The organism is Pedobacter sp. (assembly GCF_035566355.1).
In the GTDB taxonomy this organism is placed as follows: Bacteria; Bacteroidota; Bacteroidia; order Sphingobacteriales; family Sphingobacteriaceae; genus Pedobacter.
In genome coordinates, this window is the sequence record NZ_DATMRL010000228.1 from 1 (window position 1) to 16,664 (window position 16,664).

General features: G+C 41.9%; 12 protein-coding genes and 1 pseudogene. 5 read left to right on the top strand and 8 right to left on the bottom strand.

Annotation, left to right across the window (positions count from 1 at the left end; translation table 11 throughout):
- The 5 genes from VNZ46_RS08675 to VNZ46_RS08695 form a co-directional block, all read right to left on the bottom strand.
- The coding region (locus VNZ46_RS08675) for a hypothetical protein (RefSeq protein ID WP_325559701.1) at nt 1–266 on the bottom strand (266 nt) is incomplete at its 3' end.
- Between the two features lie 721 nt (nt 267–987).
- Complete coding sequence (locus tag VNZ46_RS08680; protein WP_325559703.1) at nt 988–1,926, bottom strand: hypothetical protein; 939 nt, start codon at nt 1,924–1,926, stop codon at nt 988–990.
- Nucleotides 1,927–1,953: 27 nt separating this feature from the next.
- Nucleotides 1,954–2,244, bottom strand: a complete 291-nt coding sequence (locus VNZ46_RS08685) for a helix-turn-helix domain-containing protein (protein WP_325559705.1) — start codon at nt 2,242–2,244, stop codon at nt 1,954–1,956.
- An 85-nt stretch (nt 2,245–2,329) separates the two neighbouring features.
- Nucleotides 2,330–3,172, bottom strand: a complete 843-nt coding sequence (locus VNZ46_RS08690) for a hypothetical protein (protein WP_325559707.1) — start codon at nt 3,170–3,172, stop codon at nt 2,330–2,332.
- Between the two features lie 13 nt (nt 3,173–3,185).
- Nucleotides 3,186–4,538 carry a site-specific integrase gene (locus VNZ46_RS08695; RefSeq protein WP_325559709.1) on the bottom strand — a complete coding sequence of 451 codons (1,353 nt, stop codon included), beginning with the start codon at nt 4,536–4,538 and terminating at the stop codon, nt 3,186–3,188.
- A 314-nt stretch (nt 4,539–4,852) separates the two neighbouring features.
- On the opposite strand from VNZ46_RS08695, the gene VNZ46_RS08700 reads away from it, so the two are divergent.
- The 5 genes from VNZ46_RS08700 (at nt 4,853) to VNZ46_RS08720 (ending at nt 12,650) form a co-directional block, all read left to right on the top strand.
- On the top strand, nt 4,853–5,500 hold the full coding sequence (locus VNZ46_RS08700) for an RNA polymerase sigma factor (protein ID WP_233173562.1): 648 nt from the start codon (nt 4,853–4,855) through the stop codon (nt 5,498–5,500).
- A 116-nt stretch (nt 5,501–5,616) separates the two neighbouring features.
- Nucleotides 5,617–6,816 carry a FecR family protein gene (locus VNZ46_RS08705; RefSeq protein WP_325559711.1) on the top strand — a complete coding sequence of 400 codons (1,200 nt, stop codon included), beginning with the start codon at nt 5,617–5,619 and terminating at the stop codon, nt 6,814–6,816.
- Nucleotides 6,817–7,051: 235 nt separating this feature from the next.
- Nucleotides 7,052–10,378, top strand: coding sequence for a TonB-dependent receptor (locus VNZ46_RS08710; RefSeq protein ID WP_325559713.1), 3,327 nt, complete (start codon nt 7,052–7,054; stop codon nt 10,376–10,378).
- A gap of 22 nt (nt 10,379–10,400) precedes the next feature.
- Nucleotides 10,401–11,879: a RagB/SusD family nutrient uptake outer membrane protein gene (locus tag VNZ46_RS08715; RefSeq protein WP_325559714.1), complete on the top strand. Its 1,479-nt coding sequence runs from the start codon at nt 10,401–10,403 to the stop codon at nt 11,877–11,879.
- A gap of 57 nt (nt 11,880–11,936) precedes the next feature.
- Nucleotides 11,937–12,650, top strand: a complete 714-nt coding sequence (locus VNZ46_RS08720; protein ID WP_325559716.1) for an SGNH/GDSL hydrolase family protein — start codon at nt 11,937–11,939, stop codon at nt 12,648–12,650.
- Nucleotides 12,651–12,693: 43 nt separating this feature from the next.
- Here the strand turns inward: VNZ46_RS08720 and VNZ46_RS08725 are convergent, their stop codons facing one another.
- The 3 genes and pseudogenes from VNZ46_RS08725 to VNZ46_RS08735 all read right to left on the bottom strand — a co-directional run.
- Nucleotides 12,694–14,562: an alkaline phosphatase gene (locus VNZ46_RS08725; protein WP_325559718.1), complete on the bottom strand. Its 1,869-nt coding sequence runs from the start codon at nt 14,560–14,562 to the stop codon at nt 12,694–12,696.
- Nucleotides 14,556–16,079: a RagB/SusD family nutrient uptake outer membrane protein gene (locus tag VNZ46_RS08730; RefSeq protein ID WP_325559719.1), complete on the bottom strand. Its 1,524-nt coding sequence runs from the start codon at nt 16,077–16,079 to the stop codon at nt 14,556–14,558. The genes VNZ46_RS08725 and VNZ46_RS08730 overlap by 7 nt, the downstream gene beginning before the upstream one ends.
- Before the next feature lie 18 nt (nt 16,080–16,097).
- A pseudogene (locus tag VNZ46_RS08735) lies at nt 16,098–16,664 on the bottom strand (SusC/RagA family protein); the annotation flags it as partial.

The following is a 16,664-nucleotide window of genomic DNA, read 5'->3' on the forward strand; positions in this document are numbered from 1 at the left end:
TAAATCCAAAATGGAATCTTTATAAAATTACCCAGAATACCAATATAATGGTCTTGATGTTGTACTGATAACCCAGGCAAATATTCATCGTATGTATGCCCATAAAGGGAAAAAATGAGACCGTTGAAATCTCTACCAATCGTGTTGATGTGCTTTTCTCTAAGGTAGGAAGCAAGTGCGCCTCTGGATGGATTTGTAATTGCAAAAATTAATATTATCGCTATGGCAATATATTTTTTTTTATTTGGGTTTTTCATTAGTTCCATAAAAATCAGGATAAATTGTATTTAGCATATATAAAGTATCCCAGATTAATGATTCCGAAGATAATGGCAAGTACACTGGCCTACCCTGTATTATCTTTTTTTGAGGTTAAGCTGCCTGCTATGAACCAAAATAGGGGAGTCATTGAAATAATCAGCAATAGAAACCAGGTATTACCATACCCCTTATATTTTAAGAGGAGGTATCCGAACAATGCATATAGCGCGATTATTAAGAAGGGTAAAGTTGTAGCCATAGGTGTTATGAAATTAGAAGTATAAATAATGCTATGTTTTTAAAATTATTTATCAGAATCAGTTTTTTCTTACGGAAAGCCGTAAAAAAGACGTTTTTAAAGAAAATAGGAATTTTCATTAAATTTTGAGCCTTTACAGTTCCTTAAGGCTTTAAAATGAAGAAGCGTGGAACTGGAAGTTTCATTCGCCTCTGAGGCTCCGCAAAAAGCCCTGTACAACAAATAAAGTCCAGCCCACGCTTTGACAAGCGAGGCATTGAAACTTTATTCTTATGTACTTTGTAATTTTGCGGATTTCAGAGTAAGAATAAAAGCTAACGCTTCTGTTTAAATATGTTATTTAATAGTATTTCTGTTTCGTTATTAAATTTTGTTGGCGTAAATGTAAATACATTTCCTCAATATTGGTAGCTACGATTTACAAAACAAGTGTTATACGTAAGATTCAAAAAAATGCCACGTTTTAATCATTTAGTTATAGCATCAAATGGTGTGCATTTTAACTCATTGCATTTAGAATGGATTAAGTTTTGAATATTTAACTGGTATTTCCTCGATCCATATTTTGAGATCAATGCATTGAACCCTTTTTTTCTTGTCTTTCTTTTATCTTTATTTATGCCAAGCCATTGGCTTTTATCAACAACCGAATAATAATTTTTCAGTTCAGTCTTTTTTAAAGATTTTAAATCAAAAGGCTCATTTATTATAATTTCTTTAAACATTTCAATTAAGGAGCATTTACAGTGATCCCAAAGTCGGATCTTTAAAAGATCGAAGAGGCAAATTTTCCCAAACTTCAAGGCGCACATAGTTGTGATCTTCTTTTCAACTCTTAAAAGATTCTGAGGTAACCCGTACTGCAAAGCCTTATTATAAATTTTAATTCCATATTGGTTGAAATAATACTCCCTGCCATTTCCACAGCCTTTAGTTGCCATAATATTGAAAGGCTTGTTTCTGAACCACATTAGGTGGTCTAGGAACTCGTCAACGTCAAATGTTGGAGAAATGTTCACTCCGAATTCTATGTTCTCTATTCGGGCTAATTTAGGGTCTAGATAGAAGTCTTTTTGCAGGGAATCAATTGCGCATTTTAGGCTTACTATGTCAAAATCGTTATAATTATGCAAGCCCTGGTTATAATACTTGTGTAGACTACCCTTGATTATAATGTGGCCACTTGGAAATATTTGCAACTTCAACCCCATAAAATTCCCATAAAATGACTTTATTTCACCGTCAGAATTGACTATTTTATTAATATTCAGCTTTTCGTCATTGATCAGTAAATTGGCAATAAACGTATCGTTATAGCTGAACTTAATTCCATCGAACATAATTGTAGAATGATGGATACAGCGGAAAGGTTGAGTGTGGAATTTTTGTATCTTTATTATCGTCATCAAATAAAGAGTTTAAAGGGGAGAGCCTCATTTTTGAGTTCCTCCCTTTTTCTTTTCAGAAATAGCTTTGATTACTGCTTCTTTATCATACCGTAATGCAGAACCAATTTGCATGAAGGGAATTTTTCCCTTTTTTCTCCATCGTATTATTGTGGGTTCAGTTACACCTAAAAATTCGCAGAGTTGTTTGGTTGTAATTGGAGGCTCGCTTTTAGAGGTAACAGGCAGATTCTGGTTCTCAAAATAATTTTGTAATTCTTGTCTAAAAAGTTCCCTTACTTCTGGTGTTGTTAGTGAAGTTAAAAATAAATTCTCCATGTGCTTAAATATTAATGAAGCACAAAAGAATATACAAAAGATGGCGAAGTTTAGAAATACCCGGTACAAATAGGGGGTACAACTTTTACTTTAATTTATCCAGATTGTCCAGATCATTAATTAAGGCTTTTTGGGCGTTAGGAAATTTTGATAGGTGATTTTTGATTCTCACAAGTTCCTTTTCTTTGGGCGGCTTATACACCTTGCTTTTTGGACTGGTTAGGGAATAGAATGCATCTACTCTCTTGGATCCAAATTCATTGGCTAAAGTGGTTCTGTTAAGCGGAGAACAAGGGTAGCCAGCTTTTTCTTTATAAATATGTATCAAAATATGCTCTCTATGGGTCAAACGAACTTCATTCTGTTTGGTACTTAGTTTACTTTTGGGAGTATCTTCATTAAAAGAGTCATATAAGTTCTTAAAACCATAATATTGCTGCCTTGAAATAATAAAGCGAGTGACTTGGGTGATATGGTTATAATGGATTTGGCTATCCATAATCAAATCGCTCAAAAGTGCAAATCTATCCCATTCTAAGGATGTTTTAGGTGGAGCTTTTAGATTATTGCCAAAATCTCCGTTAATTAATTTTATATTTCTATTTAGAGCATTATTGTTTAATCTCGATAAGGAAATGGACAATTTTCTAACTAAATACCCTAAATATTCTTCAAGGGGATAGCCACTCAAGGTAATGAGGTTTAATTCTATTTCTTTTCTAGCCTCGGCAGCAAGTGTGTAATAATCTTCTCTGTTTTTTTTGGGGAAGAAAGAGGCTATTCTATCAAGTTCCTCATTTGATAGGTCTGGTATAGTACCTTTGAAGAACTGTTGTATTTTTTTGTCAATTTTTAAAGAGTTTAATGTAGGTGTACTTAATGCCAGTTCTGTGAATAAAGTGAATTTTTCTGTAACAATGGGATTCATTATCTAATGGGTGTTAAGAAACGACTTTCAATTTACTTACTGGTTCTGGTTCACCCCACGCTTTCAGCATCACGACCTTTTTACGCTCTTCGGTAACTTTTACATATCGTTTAAAACTTCTATAATCAGAATGGCCCGATATTGACATCACTTCTTCAGTACTCATACCTCTTTCTAAGGATAGTGTGACGAAGGTTTTGCGGCCCGTGTGGATCGTTATTAATTCGTGCTTTGGATAAACTACAGCCTCACGTTTGGCGCCTCTGAAACGTACGATTTCTACATCATCATTGATTCCGGCTGCCATGCAGAGTTCTTTAACATAAAGATTCATGTTTTGAGAACTAATAACGGGCAATGGCTTATGCAGCTCTTTATATTTGTCTAGTATAGCTAATGAGTAATAAGATAATGGGATTGATAGTTTTTCCTTTGTCTTGGTAACTGTTAAATCAATTTCACGGGCTTTGATATGTTCTCTACTTAGTTGGCTTAGATCGCTATAACGAAGCCCTGTAGCGCATGAAAAACAAAATACGTCCCTAACTTGGGATAATCGTTTATTGTTGCTTAAATCGAAGTTAAACAGGGTCTCAAATTCATTTTCCGTTAATGCGATAACTTCGAGTGTTTCCCGCTTTATCTTAAAACTTTTGTAGCTGTCGCTGATTGTTATGCCATGATGCTTGGCATATCCCAGAAAGGTTTTGAGTGTACTTAGTGCTTTGGCAATGGTGGTGTTATTCAATAAGCTACTTGTTTCACCTGCTCTGTTTATTTTAGTTCTCTCAATGAGGAAATTCTGAAAAGCCTGAAAGAATTTATAATCTATAAGACTAAATGTGATTCTTGTCCTTTTGGCTGTCTCGTAGGCCTGTAGGTGGGCTTTTAATGATTTGTATACTGACAATGATCCTTTAACCCTGGTGGATGTATTGTCTTTAATATATTGGTCTATGAAGTCGAATACAAAATTGTTCGGTTCTTCCTTCTTTACAGATGGATTTTTAGATTCCTTTAATAATTCAATGATCATTTGGGAAGAGAAGGCAATATCTTTTCTGAGGTGGTCTTTCTCATAATTATCAATCTCTTTTACAATCGCGGCTAAATTATCGTTGATTTCATCAATCTCGGATTCTGTTAAGAGCAAATCAGGTTCAATTTGTGGCAGTTTCTTTTTTGCCTCTCTGAGAGGAATGTAGAATGCTCTTTGAATAGAATTGTCCCAGTATTCTTTAAATACTTTTTCTCCGGTGTTGTAGTATTTACGCTGATTAGTTACGGAGTAAACTAATTCAATGGGTACTTTCCCATTCTTTAAGGTCTTATCTAACCTTAAATAGATTTTAACTGTTCCTTTCATTGTCGCTATTTTGAAACCATACCAAAGATAATGATTTAAGAAATAGGTAGTAGTTTAGGTAGTAGATTTTCTGATATTGGTGTTAAGTTCATTTGTGTTGGGTTTAGTGGAAACGCCTTTTAATGCCTTTTGGGTGATGTTTGTCTAAATGTGGCTAATATCTAATATCAAACATTCAAGTCTCTCACTCTCCGCAAGAGGAACTTCATATGAAGTTCCTCTTTTTTTATGCCTGAACCTTCTTAGGGTAATTTTTTCAACTTAAAAAAGCTTACGAATTCTTATAGGCAGATCCGTGAATAAATCGTAAGTTTATGGAAAAGGAAAAATGGTATCCCTTTGGACCACCTATGCAAACTAACCAAAAGCCTGTTGAACGTCAAGAAGAGACCCTGTTACTCCACTTACAGCAGGGAAAAGAAACTGCATTTACCGAAATTTACGATCAATACAGCAAGCCCCTGTTCCTGAAAATACTGCGGATGACCGGTGACACAGAAGTCGCCAAAGAATTGCTCCAGGATCTGTTTCTTAAGCTTTGGGAACACAGGCATCTGATCGATCCCAGCCTGTCTTTTAAGTCTTACCTGTACACTATTGGCGTCAACCTGGTCTATGATTACTTCCGGAAGGAAGCAAAAAATAAACAACTGAGCGCACACCTGCTGGCCATGGCTGTAGATGCCGATGTTCAAACCGATGAGCTATTGATCAGCAAGGAAAACATCAATATGGTCAGAAAAGCCATAGATCAGCTTTCTCCTCAACGCAAAAAAGTATATATGCTTTGTAAACTGGAGGGTAAAAGTTACCAGGAAGTCAGTGCGGAACTTCAGATTTCTACATCTACAATCCATGACCATATTGTTAAAGCCAATTCCTCCATTAAAAAGTATTTATTGAACCATCCTGATTTTGCTGTTTATGCACTCATTGCCGGGGTTTTAATGAAAGGCATGTAATTTATTCCTCTTGTTTTCAACCTGTTGCGTTTTTGTGGGTGCTTCAGTGTAATTATTTTGAAAACAGAGCCGACCATAAATTTTTATTTCGCGTATTAGCAGGAAAACAATGTATTTTGGAAAAGAAGGAATACTTAGAAATACTGCTGAACAAATACCTGGATAAACAGTGCACTGCTGAAGAAATCCGCTATTTGCTTTCTCATTTTAATCTTCCTGATCACAAGGAGGAACTGCAGGACATGTTGTATCAATACTTCGAACAGGAAGTAGAGGCTGGAAATGTAGAAAAGCAACTCGCTGAACAAACTGCAGAGGAGTTAAGGCCTGTTCTGCTTTCAAAAATAAAGGAGAAACAATCCCGCTACCTTCTTGGCAGGTGGATCAAGCTTGCCGCTGCCGCAGTGGTTTTCCTTTGTATTTCGGTTGCTTTGTATGTCTTTATCCCGCCCACTTCTGAAAGGAGCAAAGAAGTTGTCCAATCTGGTATAACGCAAAAGGACATCCAGCCGGGCAGCAACAAAGCGGTATTATTGCTCGCTAACGGTTCGAAAATCATATTAAATGAAGTGAACGATGGAGAGCTGGCGAGACAAAATGGAGTGGCTATTGTTAAGACAAAAAACGGACAGCTGATCAACACCAGTCTTTCTTCTGCCTCTTCGGGCGCAGAGATGGCGTATAACACCATTTCAACGCCGAGGGGAGGTCAATACCAGGTCATTCTTCCTGATGGCAGTAAGGTGTGGCTAAATGCGGCTTCTTCCCTCAGATACCCGGCGGCCTTTACGGCACAGTCAAGATTGGTCGAATTAACAGGAGAAGCCTATTTCGAAGTTGCTAAAGACGCTTCAAAGCCATTTAAAGTAAGTGCAAGGGAACAAATAGTAGAGGTATTGGGAACTCACTTTAACATGAACACCTATGAAGATGAGCAAAGTATGAAAACGACTTTGCTGGAAGGCAGCATACAAATCGCGTATCAGCAAATGAAATCGCTGCTGAAACCGGGCGATCAGGCAAAGATGACGGCCGGACAGGCTGTTCCGCTAAAAATCAGCAGGGGGGTAGATACGGAGGAAGCGGTAGCCTGGAAGGAAGGCTATTTTCAATTTAATCATGCCAATATCCAGGAAGTGATGCGGCAATTGTCCCGCTGGTATGACATTGAAGTAAAATACGAAGGCAAACAGCCTTTAAAAGAATTTGGGGGCGCAATACAAAAAAATCTGCCCTTGTCCAAAGTGCTGAATATTTTAGAAAAAAGTAATATACATTTTAAAGTAACCGGAAAGGAGGTGGTGGTTATGCCCTGATCTTTACCTTTCCCCTGATCCTGAAAAATAAAAACCGGAAGCGTTGGCCCGCTCCCGGCAATAGTATTCAGGGTGTTCAGGAACCAATCTATTTTGCAATCAACTCATTCATCAAACCCTAAACAAATCAAATGTAATGAATTTTATTACTTATGGTACTCGCCGGCGACCATTCCCGCTTCTTTTGAAAAGCACCAGGACGTCCCGGAACAGATACGAACAAACCTGGCGAATCATGAAATTGATTTTTATATTAACCACCCTTGCCTTCGTTCACGTGTTTGCAAGCGGATATTCACAGCAAGTGACCTATTCCGGGAAGAACGAGGCATTGGAAAAAGTACTCCAGTCTATCAAAAAACAAACCGGGTATGTCTTTTTCTACAGTTACGATCTTATGCATAAAGCAAAGCCCGTTAGTGTTCAGCTGCATGAGGTTCCTCTGGAGCAAGCCCTGAAAGCTTGTTTTTCAGATCAGCCCCTGGATTTTACGATAGAAAACAAAACCATTATTATTTCTGACCGGAAGGAAGCCTTTGTCAATCCGATCAAGGTCAAAGGTAAAGTAACAGATACAACCGGACTTCCCTTGCCGGGGGCGAGTATTACTATAAAAGGCCGACCATTTGGCGTTCAGAGTAATGTAGACGGCTCTTTTTCCATTGATGCCCAGACAGGAGATATTTTAATTGTTTCCTTTATTGGCTATCTATCAAAGCAAATCACCTTAAACAGCAATAACAATGACCTTCATGTGGTTTTAAGCCAGAATGCCAGTAATTTAAATGAAGTTGAGATCCGTATAGGTTATGGTACACAGCAGAAAAGAGAGCTCAGTACAGCCGTGGCCACAGTAGGAAGTAAAGCGCTGGGCCGGCAGATTGTGAGCAGTTTCGAAAATGCTTTACAAGGACAAGCCCCCGGCGTAGAAGTGAGTAACCCTACAGGCCAGCCCGGTTCAGCAATCAACATCAGCATCAGGGGAAAAAATTCCCTGAGCCTAAGTACTTCACCTTTGTATGTCATCGATGGTGTTCCGGTACAGCCCGGATATGATGAAGAGATTGGAATTGGTAACCAGCGGCCCAACCCCTTGAGTACCATCAATACCAGTGATATTGAGTCTATTGATGTGCTGAAAGATGGTGCCGCAGCAGCAATTTATGGGTCCAGGGCTTCTAACGGCGTGGTTGTGGTCACCACAAAAAGAGGGAAATCAGGGAAACCCCAGGTCAACTTTAACATGTATTACGGTGTCCAGCAGCTGGCCAAAAAAATCAAACTGCTCGATGGAAAACAGTTTGCCGGTATCTACAATCAAGCCCTGATCAACGCAGATATGGATCCCGCCTATAATGTCGATACCGTGACCACCAATACCAACTGGCAGGATCTGCTGTACCATACTGCACCCATATCCAATTACCAGCTGAGTGTGCAGGGTGGAAGTGACAAAACCAAGTATTACCTTTCAGGCGCGTATTTTAACCAGGACGGTATTATCCGGAACTCCGGATTTGAAAGGTATTCTGTAAAGCTTAACCTCGATCAGCAAGTCAGTGATCAGTTTAAGATAGGAACGAGCCTGAACCTGGCCAATACCAAAAATAACCGCAGTACAAGGACAGAAATGGAACTGAACAATTCTGGCGTCGTACTCGGTGCACTGGAGCAGATCCCCACCATTCCTATTTACAACCCGGATGGCACCTACGCATTGAATCCTTTTTCCAGATCAGATAACCCATTCGGAGACAACGAAACAACCCACAACACCATTACTCTTAATCAGCTTTTTGGTAATATTTATGGAGAGTATACCATCCTGCCCAATTTGGTCCTGCGTTCTTCGGCCGGAATAGACTACCGGGCACAGATCGAAAACCAGTTTATCGCCAGAGAAAACCCAGGCTTTGAGAATGCACCCTCTGCCAGCCGGGGAAGTGCAGCCACAGGAACCAATACAGGGACCATCTGGCTTTGGGAAAATACCCTGACCTACAAAACAACACTGAATAAAGACCACTATCTGACCCTTTTGGCTGGTCAGTCTGTACAGAATTCCAGTTTGTTTACCTCCAGTTCTTCCGGATACGGATTCCCTTCCAACGCCGTTCCCTATCTTTTTGCAGCCAGTATTAAGCAAACGATGTCCAGTTATGAAGAACAATGGGGTCTGATGAGTTATTTCTTCAGGGCCAATTATAACTACAAAGACCTGTATTATGCTTCGGCCAGTATGCGGGCCGATGGTTCCAGTCGTTTTGCTGCCAACCACAGGTTTGGTTATTTTCCGGCGGCTTCAGTAGCCTGGAGGATGTCTAACGAATCGTTTTTTCATAAAAGCGATTTCCTGTCGGAATTGAAAGTCCGTGCCAGTTTTGGTGCCAATGGAAATCAGAATGTCGGTGTCAATGACCGCTTCAGCACCTTTGGAACAGGATACAATTACAGCAATTACAATGGCGATGGCAGTGTAGCTGGTGGAATTGCACCTGAAAAGATCGGAAATGACCAGTTGAAATGGGAAACCACCTATCAGTATGATGCCGGTGTGGACATGGAATTATTTAATAACCGGGTAACTTTGACCGCTGATGTGTATTTAAAAAAGACCAAAGACCTACTCACCAATGTGCCTTTGTCACCTAGTTCTGGTTCTGAAAATCTTGTCATCGTACAGAACCTAGGCCAGGTCCAGAATAAAGGATTTGAACTGGGGATCAATACCATTAATCTTCGCTCCGCAGAAGGTTTGAACTGGAATACCCAGTTTAATTTCAGTTTAAACCGGAATAAAATTCTGGATCTGGGTACCCTGATGGATGATTCAGGCAAACAGGTAGGCCGCCAGATCATTGGAGACTACTCTATAAATGAAAAAGGACAACCTTTAGGAGCCTTTTACGGGTATGTAGTTAAGGGAATTTTCCAAACTCCGGCAGAGGTGGCCGCTGCACCTGTACAGCCCAATGCCGCCCCTGGAGACCTTCGTTTCGAAGACCTGAACGGTGATGGCGTTATTGATGCCAAAGACCGTAAGATCATTGGTAATCCCAACCCCAAGTTTATTGCGGGGATCACGAACACCCTGACCTATAAAGGCTTTGACCTGAGTTTCTTTTTCCAGGGCAGCTTTGGAAACAAGATCTTTAACCAGAACCGGACCCTGTTGGAAAACATGATCAATCCTTTTAACCAGTCGGTCGTTGTACTCAACAGCTGGACGCATGCCGGACAAGATACCAATATCCCAAGAGAAGTTTATGGTGATCCGAATGGTAATGCCAGTTTCTCTACCCAATACCTGGAAAGCGGCACCTATGTACGCCTGAAGAACCTGACCTTAGGATATACCTTCCCGTCGGCCTTCCTGAAAAAAATGCGGATGAGCTCATTGAGAATCTATGTGACAGGCCAGAACCTGCTCACTTTTACCAAATACAAAGGCTATGATCCTGAAGTCAATGCAGATCCATTGTCCAATACCGGCTTTGGGAGGGATTACGGCGTATATCCGCCTGCCAGAACCTATACCGCGGGCCTAAGTGTTCAGTTCTAATTGATTATATAAAGCGAACGAGATGAAAACATATATCAACAAAATTCTTCTGGCAGCCCTTTTGATCACAGGAACCGTTTCCTGTAAGAAGGTGCTGGACAAAACACCGCTCACCAGTATTACCGAAGCAAATTTCTTTAAGAACGGAGATGATGCAGAATCGGCAATCACTGGCTGTTATGATGCTTTGCAGGATGACAGCTACTATGGTTCGGTGTTAAACGTAATGGGCGAAATGCCCTCCGATAATGCCACTTCGGATAATGCCGATGTATTTGCCCTGGATAAGATCCAGTGGACAGCAACCACCAGCCAGCCCGGAAGGTTATATCAACAGGCCTTTAAAGCAATTAACCGCGCCAATTCAGTCCTTAAGTATGTACCAGGTATCAGCACCAGGCTAAGCCCTCAGCGCAGGGACCAGATCCTGGGTGAGGCCTACTTCTTAAGAGCGTTGCATTATTTTAACCTGGTCAAATGCTTTGGGGGTGTTCCACTACACCTGTTGCCAACAGAAGCAGAAAGCCAATCGGCTATGGCCCGATCAACTGCAGATCAGGTCTATGCCCAAATAGAAAGCGATCTGGGGCAAGCCGAAAGCCTATTGCCTCAAACTTATGGAGGCATCAGCATAGACCGCACAAGAGCCACCAAAGGCTCTGCCAATGCACTGCAGGCTAGAGTTTACCTGTATGAAAGAAAATGGTCTATGTCTGCTATAGCCGCAGCCAAAGTCATCAGCAACAGCAATTACGGTACAGGTTTAACCACACCTTTTCCAGCTCTTTTTCCTTTTAAGAATAACCAGGAGTCAATTTTTGAAGTACAGTTTGCCGGTGCTGATGACGGAGGTTTTACCTTGCCAGACCTGGTGCTGCCCTCACCTCCGGCTTCTTATTCTTTTCCAAAGTACGACATCCCGACCAATGAGCTGATCAGTTATGCCGATACCCTGAACGACATCCGATGGAAACGGATAGGTCCGGTAGAAGGTGGTATCAGCTATGCGAGTGTTGTCTATGGCGGTGCAGGTCCGGGTAACGACAATGGTTGGTTTGTTTATAAATGGAGAAGCACCAATTTCTTTGCCAGTAAGGACAACTATCCGGTATTGACCCTGGATGATATTTACCTGGTCTACGCCGAAGCTTCCAACGAGCAAAGCGGGCCAACATCTGATGCCTTAGGAAAACTAAATGCCATCCGTCAGCGGGCAGGTCTTGCAGTTCTGCAACTCAGCGATCTGCCTACAAAAAATGTCTTTAGAGATGAGGTAGACCGCCAAAGGAGGCTGGAACTTGCTTTTCAGGGAGACCGATGGTTTGATCTGGTCCGGTACAGTAACCAGACAACAGCCGATGCATCCGCTGTTCACAAAATTTCAGCACTTGATCTCATTAAACAGCAAAGAGGAACAGTAAATACAAATTACCTCCTCTATCCACTTCCTTTACAGGAACTGAACTCTAACCCTCTGGCCAAACAGAACCCTGGATTTTAATATTTATACATTTTATACGGAGAAGAATGGCTATTTTTCTCCGTATCATTTTAAACCATGAATAAAAAGACAATGAAACGCGTTAAAATTGTTTCTGCCCTTCTCTTGCTGGGGATTTTTGGCAACAGAGCCTCTGCACAAGACTGGCCGGCACTTAAATTCTATCAGGAAGCCAATCAAAAGGCAGATCAGGAACATCCTAAAGAAAAAAGAGTTGTTTTTATGGGCAATTCGATTACCCAGGGCTGGGGAAATATTGATCCAGGCTTTTTTGAACAACATAAGAATTTTATCAACCGCGGAATCAGCGGTCAGACTACGCCACAGATGATATTGAGGTTCCGGCAGGATGTAATCAATCTCAAGCCGGCCGTTGTTGTTATTTTAGGTGGAACGAATGACATTGCCGGGAATACCGGTCCGGCTACCCTGGATGAAATTTTCGGGAATCTGGTTACTATGATGGAACTTGCCCAAGCAAGCCATATTAATGTCGTTATTTCTTCCATTCTCCCTGTTTTTGATTATCCCTGGAAAAAGGGACTGGAACCTGCCGGGAAGATCATAGAATTGAATGAGCGCTTAAAAAAGTATGCCGCGCAGCAGCACATCGTTTATCTGGATTACCATAGCGTCATGAAAGATGAGAAGGATGGATTGAAATCCAGCCTGACCGAAGATGGGGTGCACCCAACGCTGGCTGGTTATAAAGTCATGGAGCCCCTGCTTGAAAAAGCAGTAGTCCAGGCCCTGAATCAAAAAAAGAAATAAAAAGATGGCTGTCCGGAATGAAGCTTTCAGACAGCCATCTTCTTTATTTGCGTTTATTCAGTTCTAAAACTTTCAGGATCTTGTGGAAGATCTCATTGTTCGGGTAAGTTCCTCTAAACTCGTCTGAGCGTGGCCCATATGCAAATACAGGTACGCTGATATTGGTGTGGTCGTTGGTACTGAACTCTCCGCTAATTGTTCCTGTTTCTGCAGAAGCATCCAGCAAAGTCAATCCGCCGGTTTCATGGTCTGCAGTAATGACCACCAGGGTCTCTCCATTTTGATCAGCAAAGCGTAAGGCCGCCTCAATCGTCTTGTCAAAATCATGCAACTCTGTAACCACATATGGAAGATCATTCGCATGGCCCCCATAGTCAATCTGGGCGCCTTCTGCCATAATAAAAAAGCCTTTCTTATCTGCAGAAAGCATTTTGATACTTTGTACCAATGACTGCTTCAACATGTCATCCCGGCCATTTTTAACTGGTCTGGTTGCCTCATCAGGCAATAAAACCAATTGCTTACCCGTACTTTCTCTGGTGAAATCTGCCAATGATGTACTCAGCTTAAAACCTTTAGCGGTCAGCTGATTCATCAATGAAGCATCTTTGTTCTGAAGAAAACTCTTTTGGTTGGAACCCACCAGGATCTCGGTTTTACTCTCCAGCAGATCATGTGCAATTTCCTGGCTCATGGAACGGTCCAGCTGGTGAGCATAGAACACAGCAGGTGTGGCATCTGTAATATCTCCTACACTGATGATACCACTCTTGATCCCGTAGTTCGCAAGGGTATCGACCAGGTTAGTCCTTTTTTTATTGTCGGTACCCATGCCTATATAGCGGTTGTTGGTCTTTTCGCCCATAGCGAAAGCCGAGCCGCCGGCAGCTGAATCTGTATTGCCGCTGTTTGCCGCAGCAGTTTGCGAGAAGCCACTGTTGCGGATCCGGGTCATGTTCAGATCGCCATGATTGGCAATAGAAGCGGCATGGATCTGGGCCAGTCCCATCCCATCGCCAATCAGTAAAATCACATTCTTTACCGGCTTTTTTAAGCCATCTGATTTGTAATCCGGCGTATAGACCGGATAAGCCACAGGATTGGTATAGGTCAGTTTGTCCTTATGAAGATAGAACTCCTTTAATTTTTCAGGATGATCAGTATTGATCCAGTCTACCCCCATTTTTTCGAGTACAATCCAGGTATTTGGACTGTCCTGAGTGGCCCAGAAGCGGAAAGGCTTGTGCATTTGATGCGCCTGATGAATTACCGCTTTGAGTTTCGCCTCATCGGGTGGCGTTGGCGTACCTTTTCCATTCCAAACGGTATAACTTTTCAATTCATCACTAATCATCGCGATGCGTTTCAACTGATCTGCGGTATAGGCTTTGTTTGGCCGGCCATCAAATGAAATATACTCCGGATAACGGTTAAACTCTGAAGGCGCAGGAATATCTCCGCTGAGCACAATCCGGATGGCCTTTGGATTGGTGGCGCTGTTGAATATGTTCTGATAAACACTCAGATCTTTGATCAGCTGCGGGATGACATGCTGATAGTCTTCTTTGATGTCGATGACCAGCTGGAGTTTTAAAGCCGGATCTTTATAGGGCTGATTCCCGTTTTTGACATAAAAGCGGGAGAGAGGCTCCAGGTAAAAATTTTTTAAAGTGGCTTCCGCACTGATCTCTGTAGAATCATGCGCGACAAACAGTTGTCCTTTTTTTAAAAATACATCGGCCTCAATAGAACCCATGCCGGCATAATACGCCGTCAACAAAGGAATGTTCTGATGATAGTCATTATGGCTGTGGCCCTGATTATAACTAAGTGAGGTTTGAGCAACAGCGCCGGAGCCGAAAAATAACCCGGCGGCAAGAACCGCCGGGCATATAAAGTGTTTAATTACCATCCTGCATTTTGTTTGATGACCCCATTGCTGTTGTCTATTTCTTTCTGCGGAACAGCCCAAACATCATTTACCTGAGGGTTGAAATTTCTGGCCGCCCAGATCACATTTCCCTGCGAATCGTGTAAAGGTTTAGCATAAGCCGCCTGTGCATCACCCCATCTCACCAAATCGCGGTGACGGTCTGCCCATTCTCCGGCCAGTTCATTACGACGTTCTCTTTTCAGGTCGGCAAGGGTCATTCCCGTTTTTGGCGTCAAACCTGCCCGTACCCTGATGCGGTTCAGTTCTTTATCTCCTGCACCTGCACCGCCCAGTTGAATGGCTGCTTCTGCCTTGATCAGCAGCACCTCTGCAAAGCGCATCAATGGAACGTTAAGGTCCGTTGTACCATTATCTCCATTAGGGTTAACATGCAAAGGAATAGGATTCGCATAACCGAAAGGCTCCATATACTTTCTAAACTGATAGTCGGAAGTCGCACCACCATCTTTGGTAAAGCTGCGCATCGTACCAAAATACATAAACTGATCACCAGGTTTCAAAATAGTGGCCTCTCTGCGCTGATCGCCGGTTTCATAAGAATCATACAGCTCTTTAGTTGGCAGGTAATAGCCCCAGCCGTTGTACAAGGTCCAGCCTTTATTGGTCAGCATCACGCCAGGCAATTTACTGCCCCAGCCAGTCCCACCGCCATTTGGTGTACAAACCACAGACCAGATGTATTCTTTAGACCAGTTGTTGGCCGCTTTAAACACATCTGCGAAGCCTGTATTTACCAAATCATGTTTCCCGGAATTGATCACCATGTCCGAGTACTTAACCGCATTGGCATAATCTTTTTTAAACAGGTATACCTTAGATAAATAAGACCAGGCGGCTGTTTTGTGCGCCTTTCCATAATCAGCTGGTTGCATATCCGTAAAATAAGGCAGATTGTCTGCCGCTTTCAACAAGAGCTGGATAATATAATCGTAGTTTTCATTTACATTCGCTGCCCTTGGTGTAGCGATTGATGGATCCGTTTCGGGACTGATGATAGGTACACCAGCTTTTTCGTTACCATAATTTGAGGCCAGCTGGAAATAAACCAGACCCGCGTTGAAATAAGCATCACCAATGATCTGTTTTTTCAACTGCTCGTCCATCTGAATGGCCGGAACATTTTTGATGATATCATTTGCCCGTTTGATGGTGGCATAACGCATCGACCACTGTGACTCGGTGTAACCGCCTCCAATATAGTTCCGGTTGAAATTTTTAATATTGTCCGCTTCCGGTTTGTTCCTTCCGGTCACCATATCATCGCTGGCATTGATAAACCAGAACATGCCCCTTCCATAATAATCCTCGTCATTGTATTTTTCATACATACCCGCTTCCGCCTTAACCGCATCTTCTTTAGTCTTCCAGAAGTTTCCCGCAGAAGGTGCACCTTCAGGTGTAATGTCCAGTTGTTTTGTGCAGGAACTCATCAGCGCCAGGGCGCCTATTGTCATATATTTTATACTTTGTCTCATTTCTCTTCTTTTTAAAAATTATAAATTCACACTTAATCCCAGCAGGAAGCTTCTGGCTTGCGGATAACGTCCTACATCCAATCCGTTATTGTCCATCCCGATTTCTGGATCAAATCCTGAGTATTTGGTAATGGTAAACAGGTTGTTTGAAGTCGCGTAGATACGCACAGATCCAGTTCTTAATTTGTTGCTCACCGACTTTGGCAGGGTGTAGCCCAGGGTGATGTTCCTTAAACGCAGGTATGAACCGCTTTCCACATAGAAATCAGAAGCATTGAAGTTACCGTTGGCATCAGAAGTAGAAATGATCGGTACTTTTCCGTTTGGATTTTCAGGAGACCAGGCATCCAGAATTCCAACCAGCTTGTTGTAAGAAGGTCCGCTGGCACTGTAAGTGGTGCGTTTCACTGCATTGAACAATTTATTGCCATAGACACCCTGTGCAAAAATATTCAGGTCAAAGTTTTTGTAGTTTGCATTGAAGCTCAAGCCATAAGTAAAGTTTGGATAGGCACTGCCCGCAAAATAACGGTCTTTACCATCAATTGAACCGCTGTCGTCCAGATCGGCGAATTTAAAATCCCC

Bases quoted from the DNA above. Each gene is read 5' to 3' on its own strand.
- VNZ46_RS08700 (WP_233173562.1), top strand. From the start codon at position 4,853: ATGGAAAAGGAAAAATGGTATCCCTTTGGACCACCTATGCAAACTAAC.
- VNZ46_RS08725 (WP_325559718.1), bottom strand. From the start codon at position 14,562: ATGGTAATTAAACACTTTATATGCCCGGCGGTTCTTGCCGCCGGGTTA.
- VNZ46_RS08690 (WP_325559707.1), bottom strand. From the start codon at position 3,172: ATGAATCCCATTGTTACAGAAAAATTCACTTTATTCACAGAACTGGCA.
- VNZ46_RS08680 (WP_325559703.1), bottom strand. From the start codon at position 1,926: ATGACGATAATAAAGATACAAAAATTCCACACTCAACCTTTCCGCTGT.
- VNZ46_RS08720 (WP_325559716.1), top strand. From the start codon at position 11,937: ATGAATAAAAAGACAATGAAACGCGTTAAAATTGTTTCTGCCCTTCTC.
- VNZ46_RS08685 (WP_325559705.1), bottom strand. From the start codon at position 2,244: ATGGAGAATTTATTTTTAACTTCACTAACAACACCAGAAGTAAGGGAA.
- VNZ46_RS08730 (WP_325559719.1), bottom strand. From the start codon at position 16,079: ATGAGACAAAGTATAAAATATATGACAATAGGCGCCCTGGCGCTGATG.
- VNZ46_RS08715 (WP_325559714.1), top strand. From the start codon at position 10,401: ATGAAAACATATATCAACAAAATTCTTCTGGCAGCCCTTTTGATCACA.
- VNZ46_RS08710 (WP_325559713.1), top strand. From the start codon at position 7,052: ATGAAATTGATTTTTATATTAACCACCCTTGCCTTCGTTCACGTGTTT.
- VNZ46_RS08695 (WP_325559709.1), bottom strand. From the start codon at position 4,538: ATGAAAGGAACAGTTAAAATCTATTTAAGGTTAGATAAGACCTTAAAG.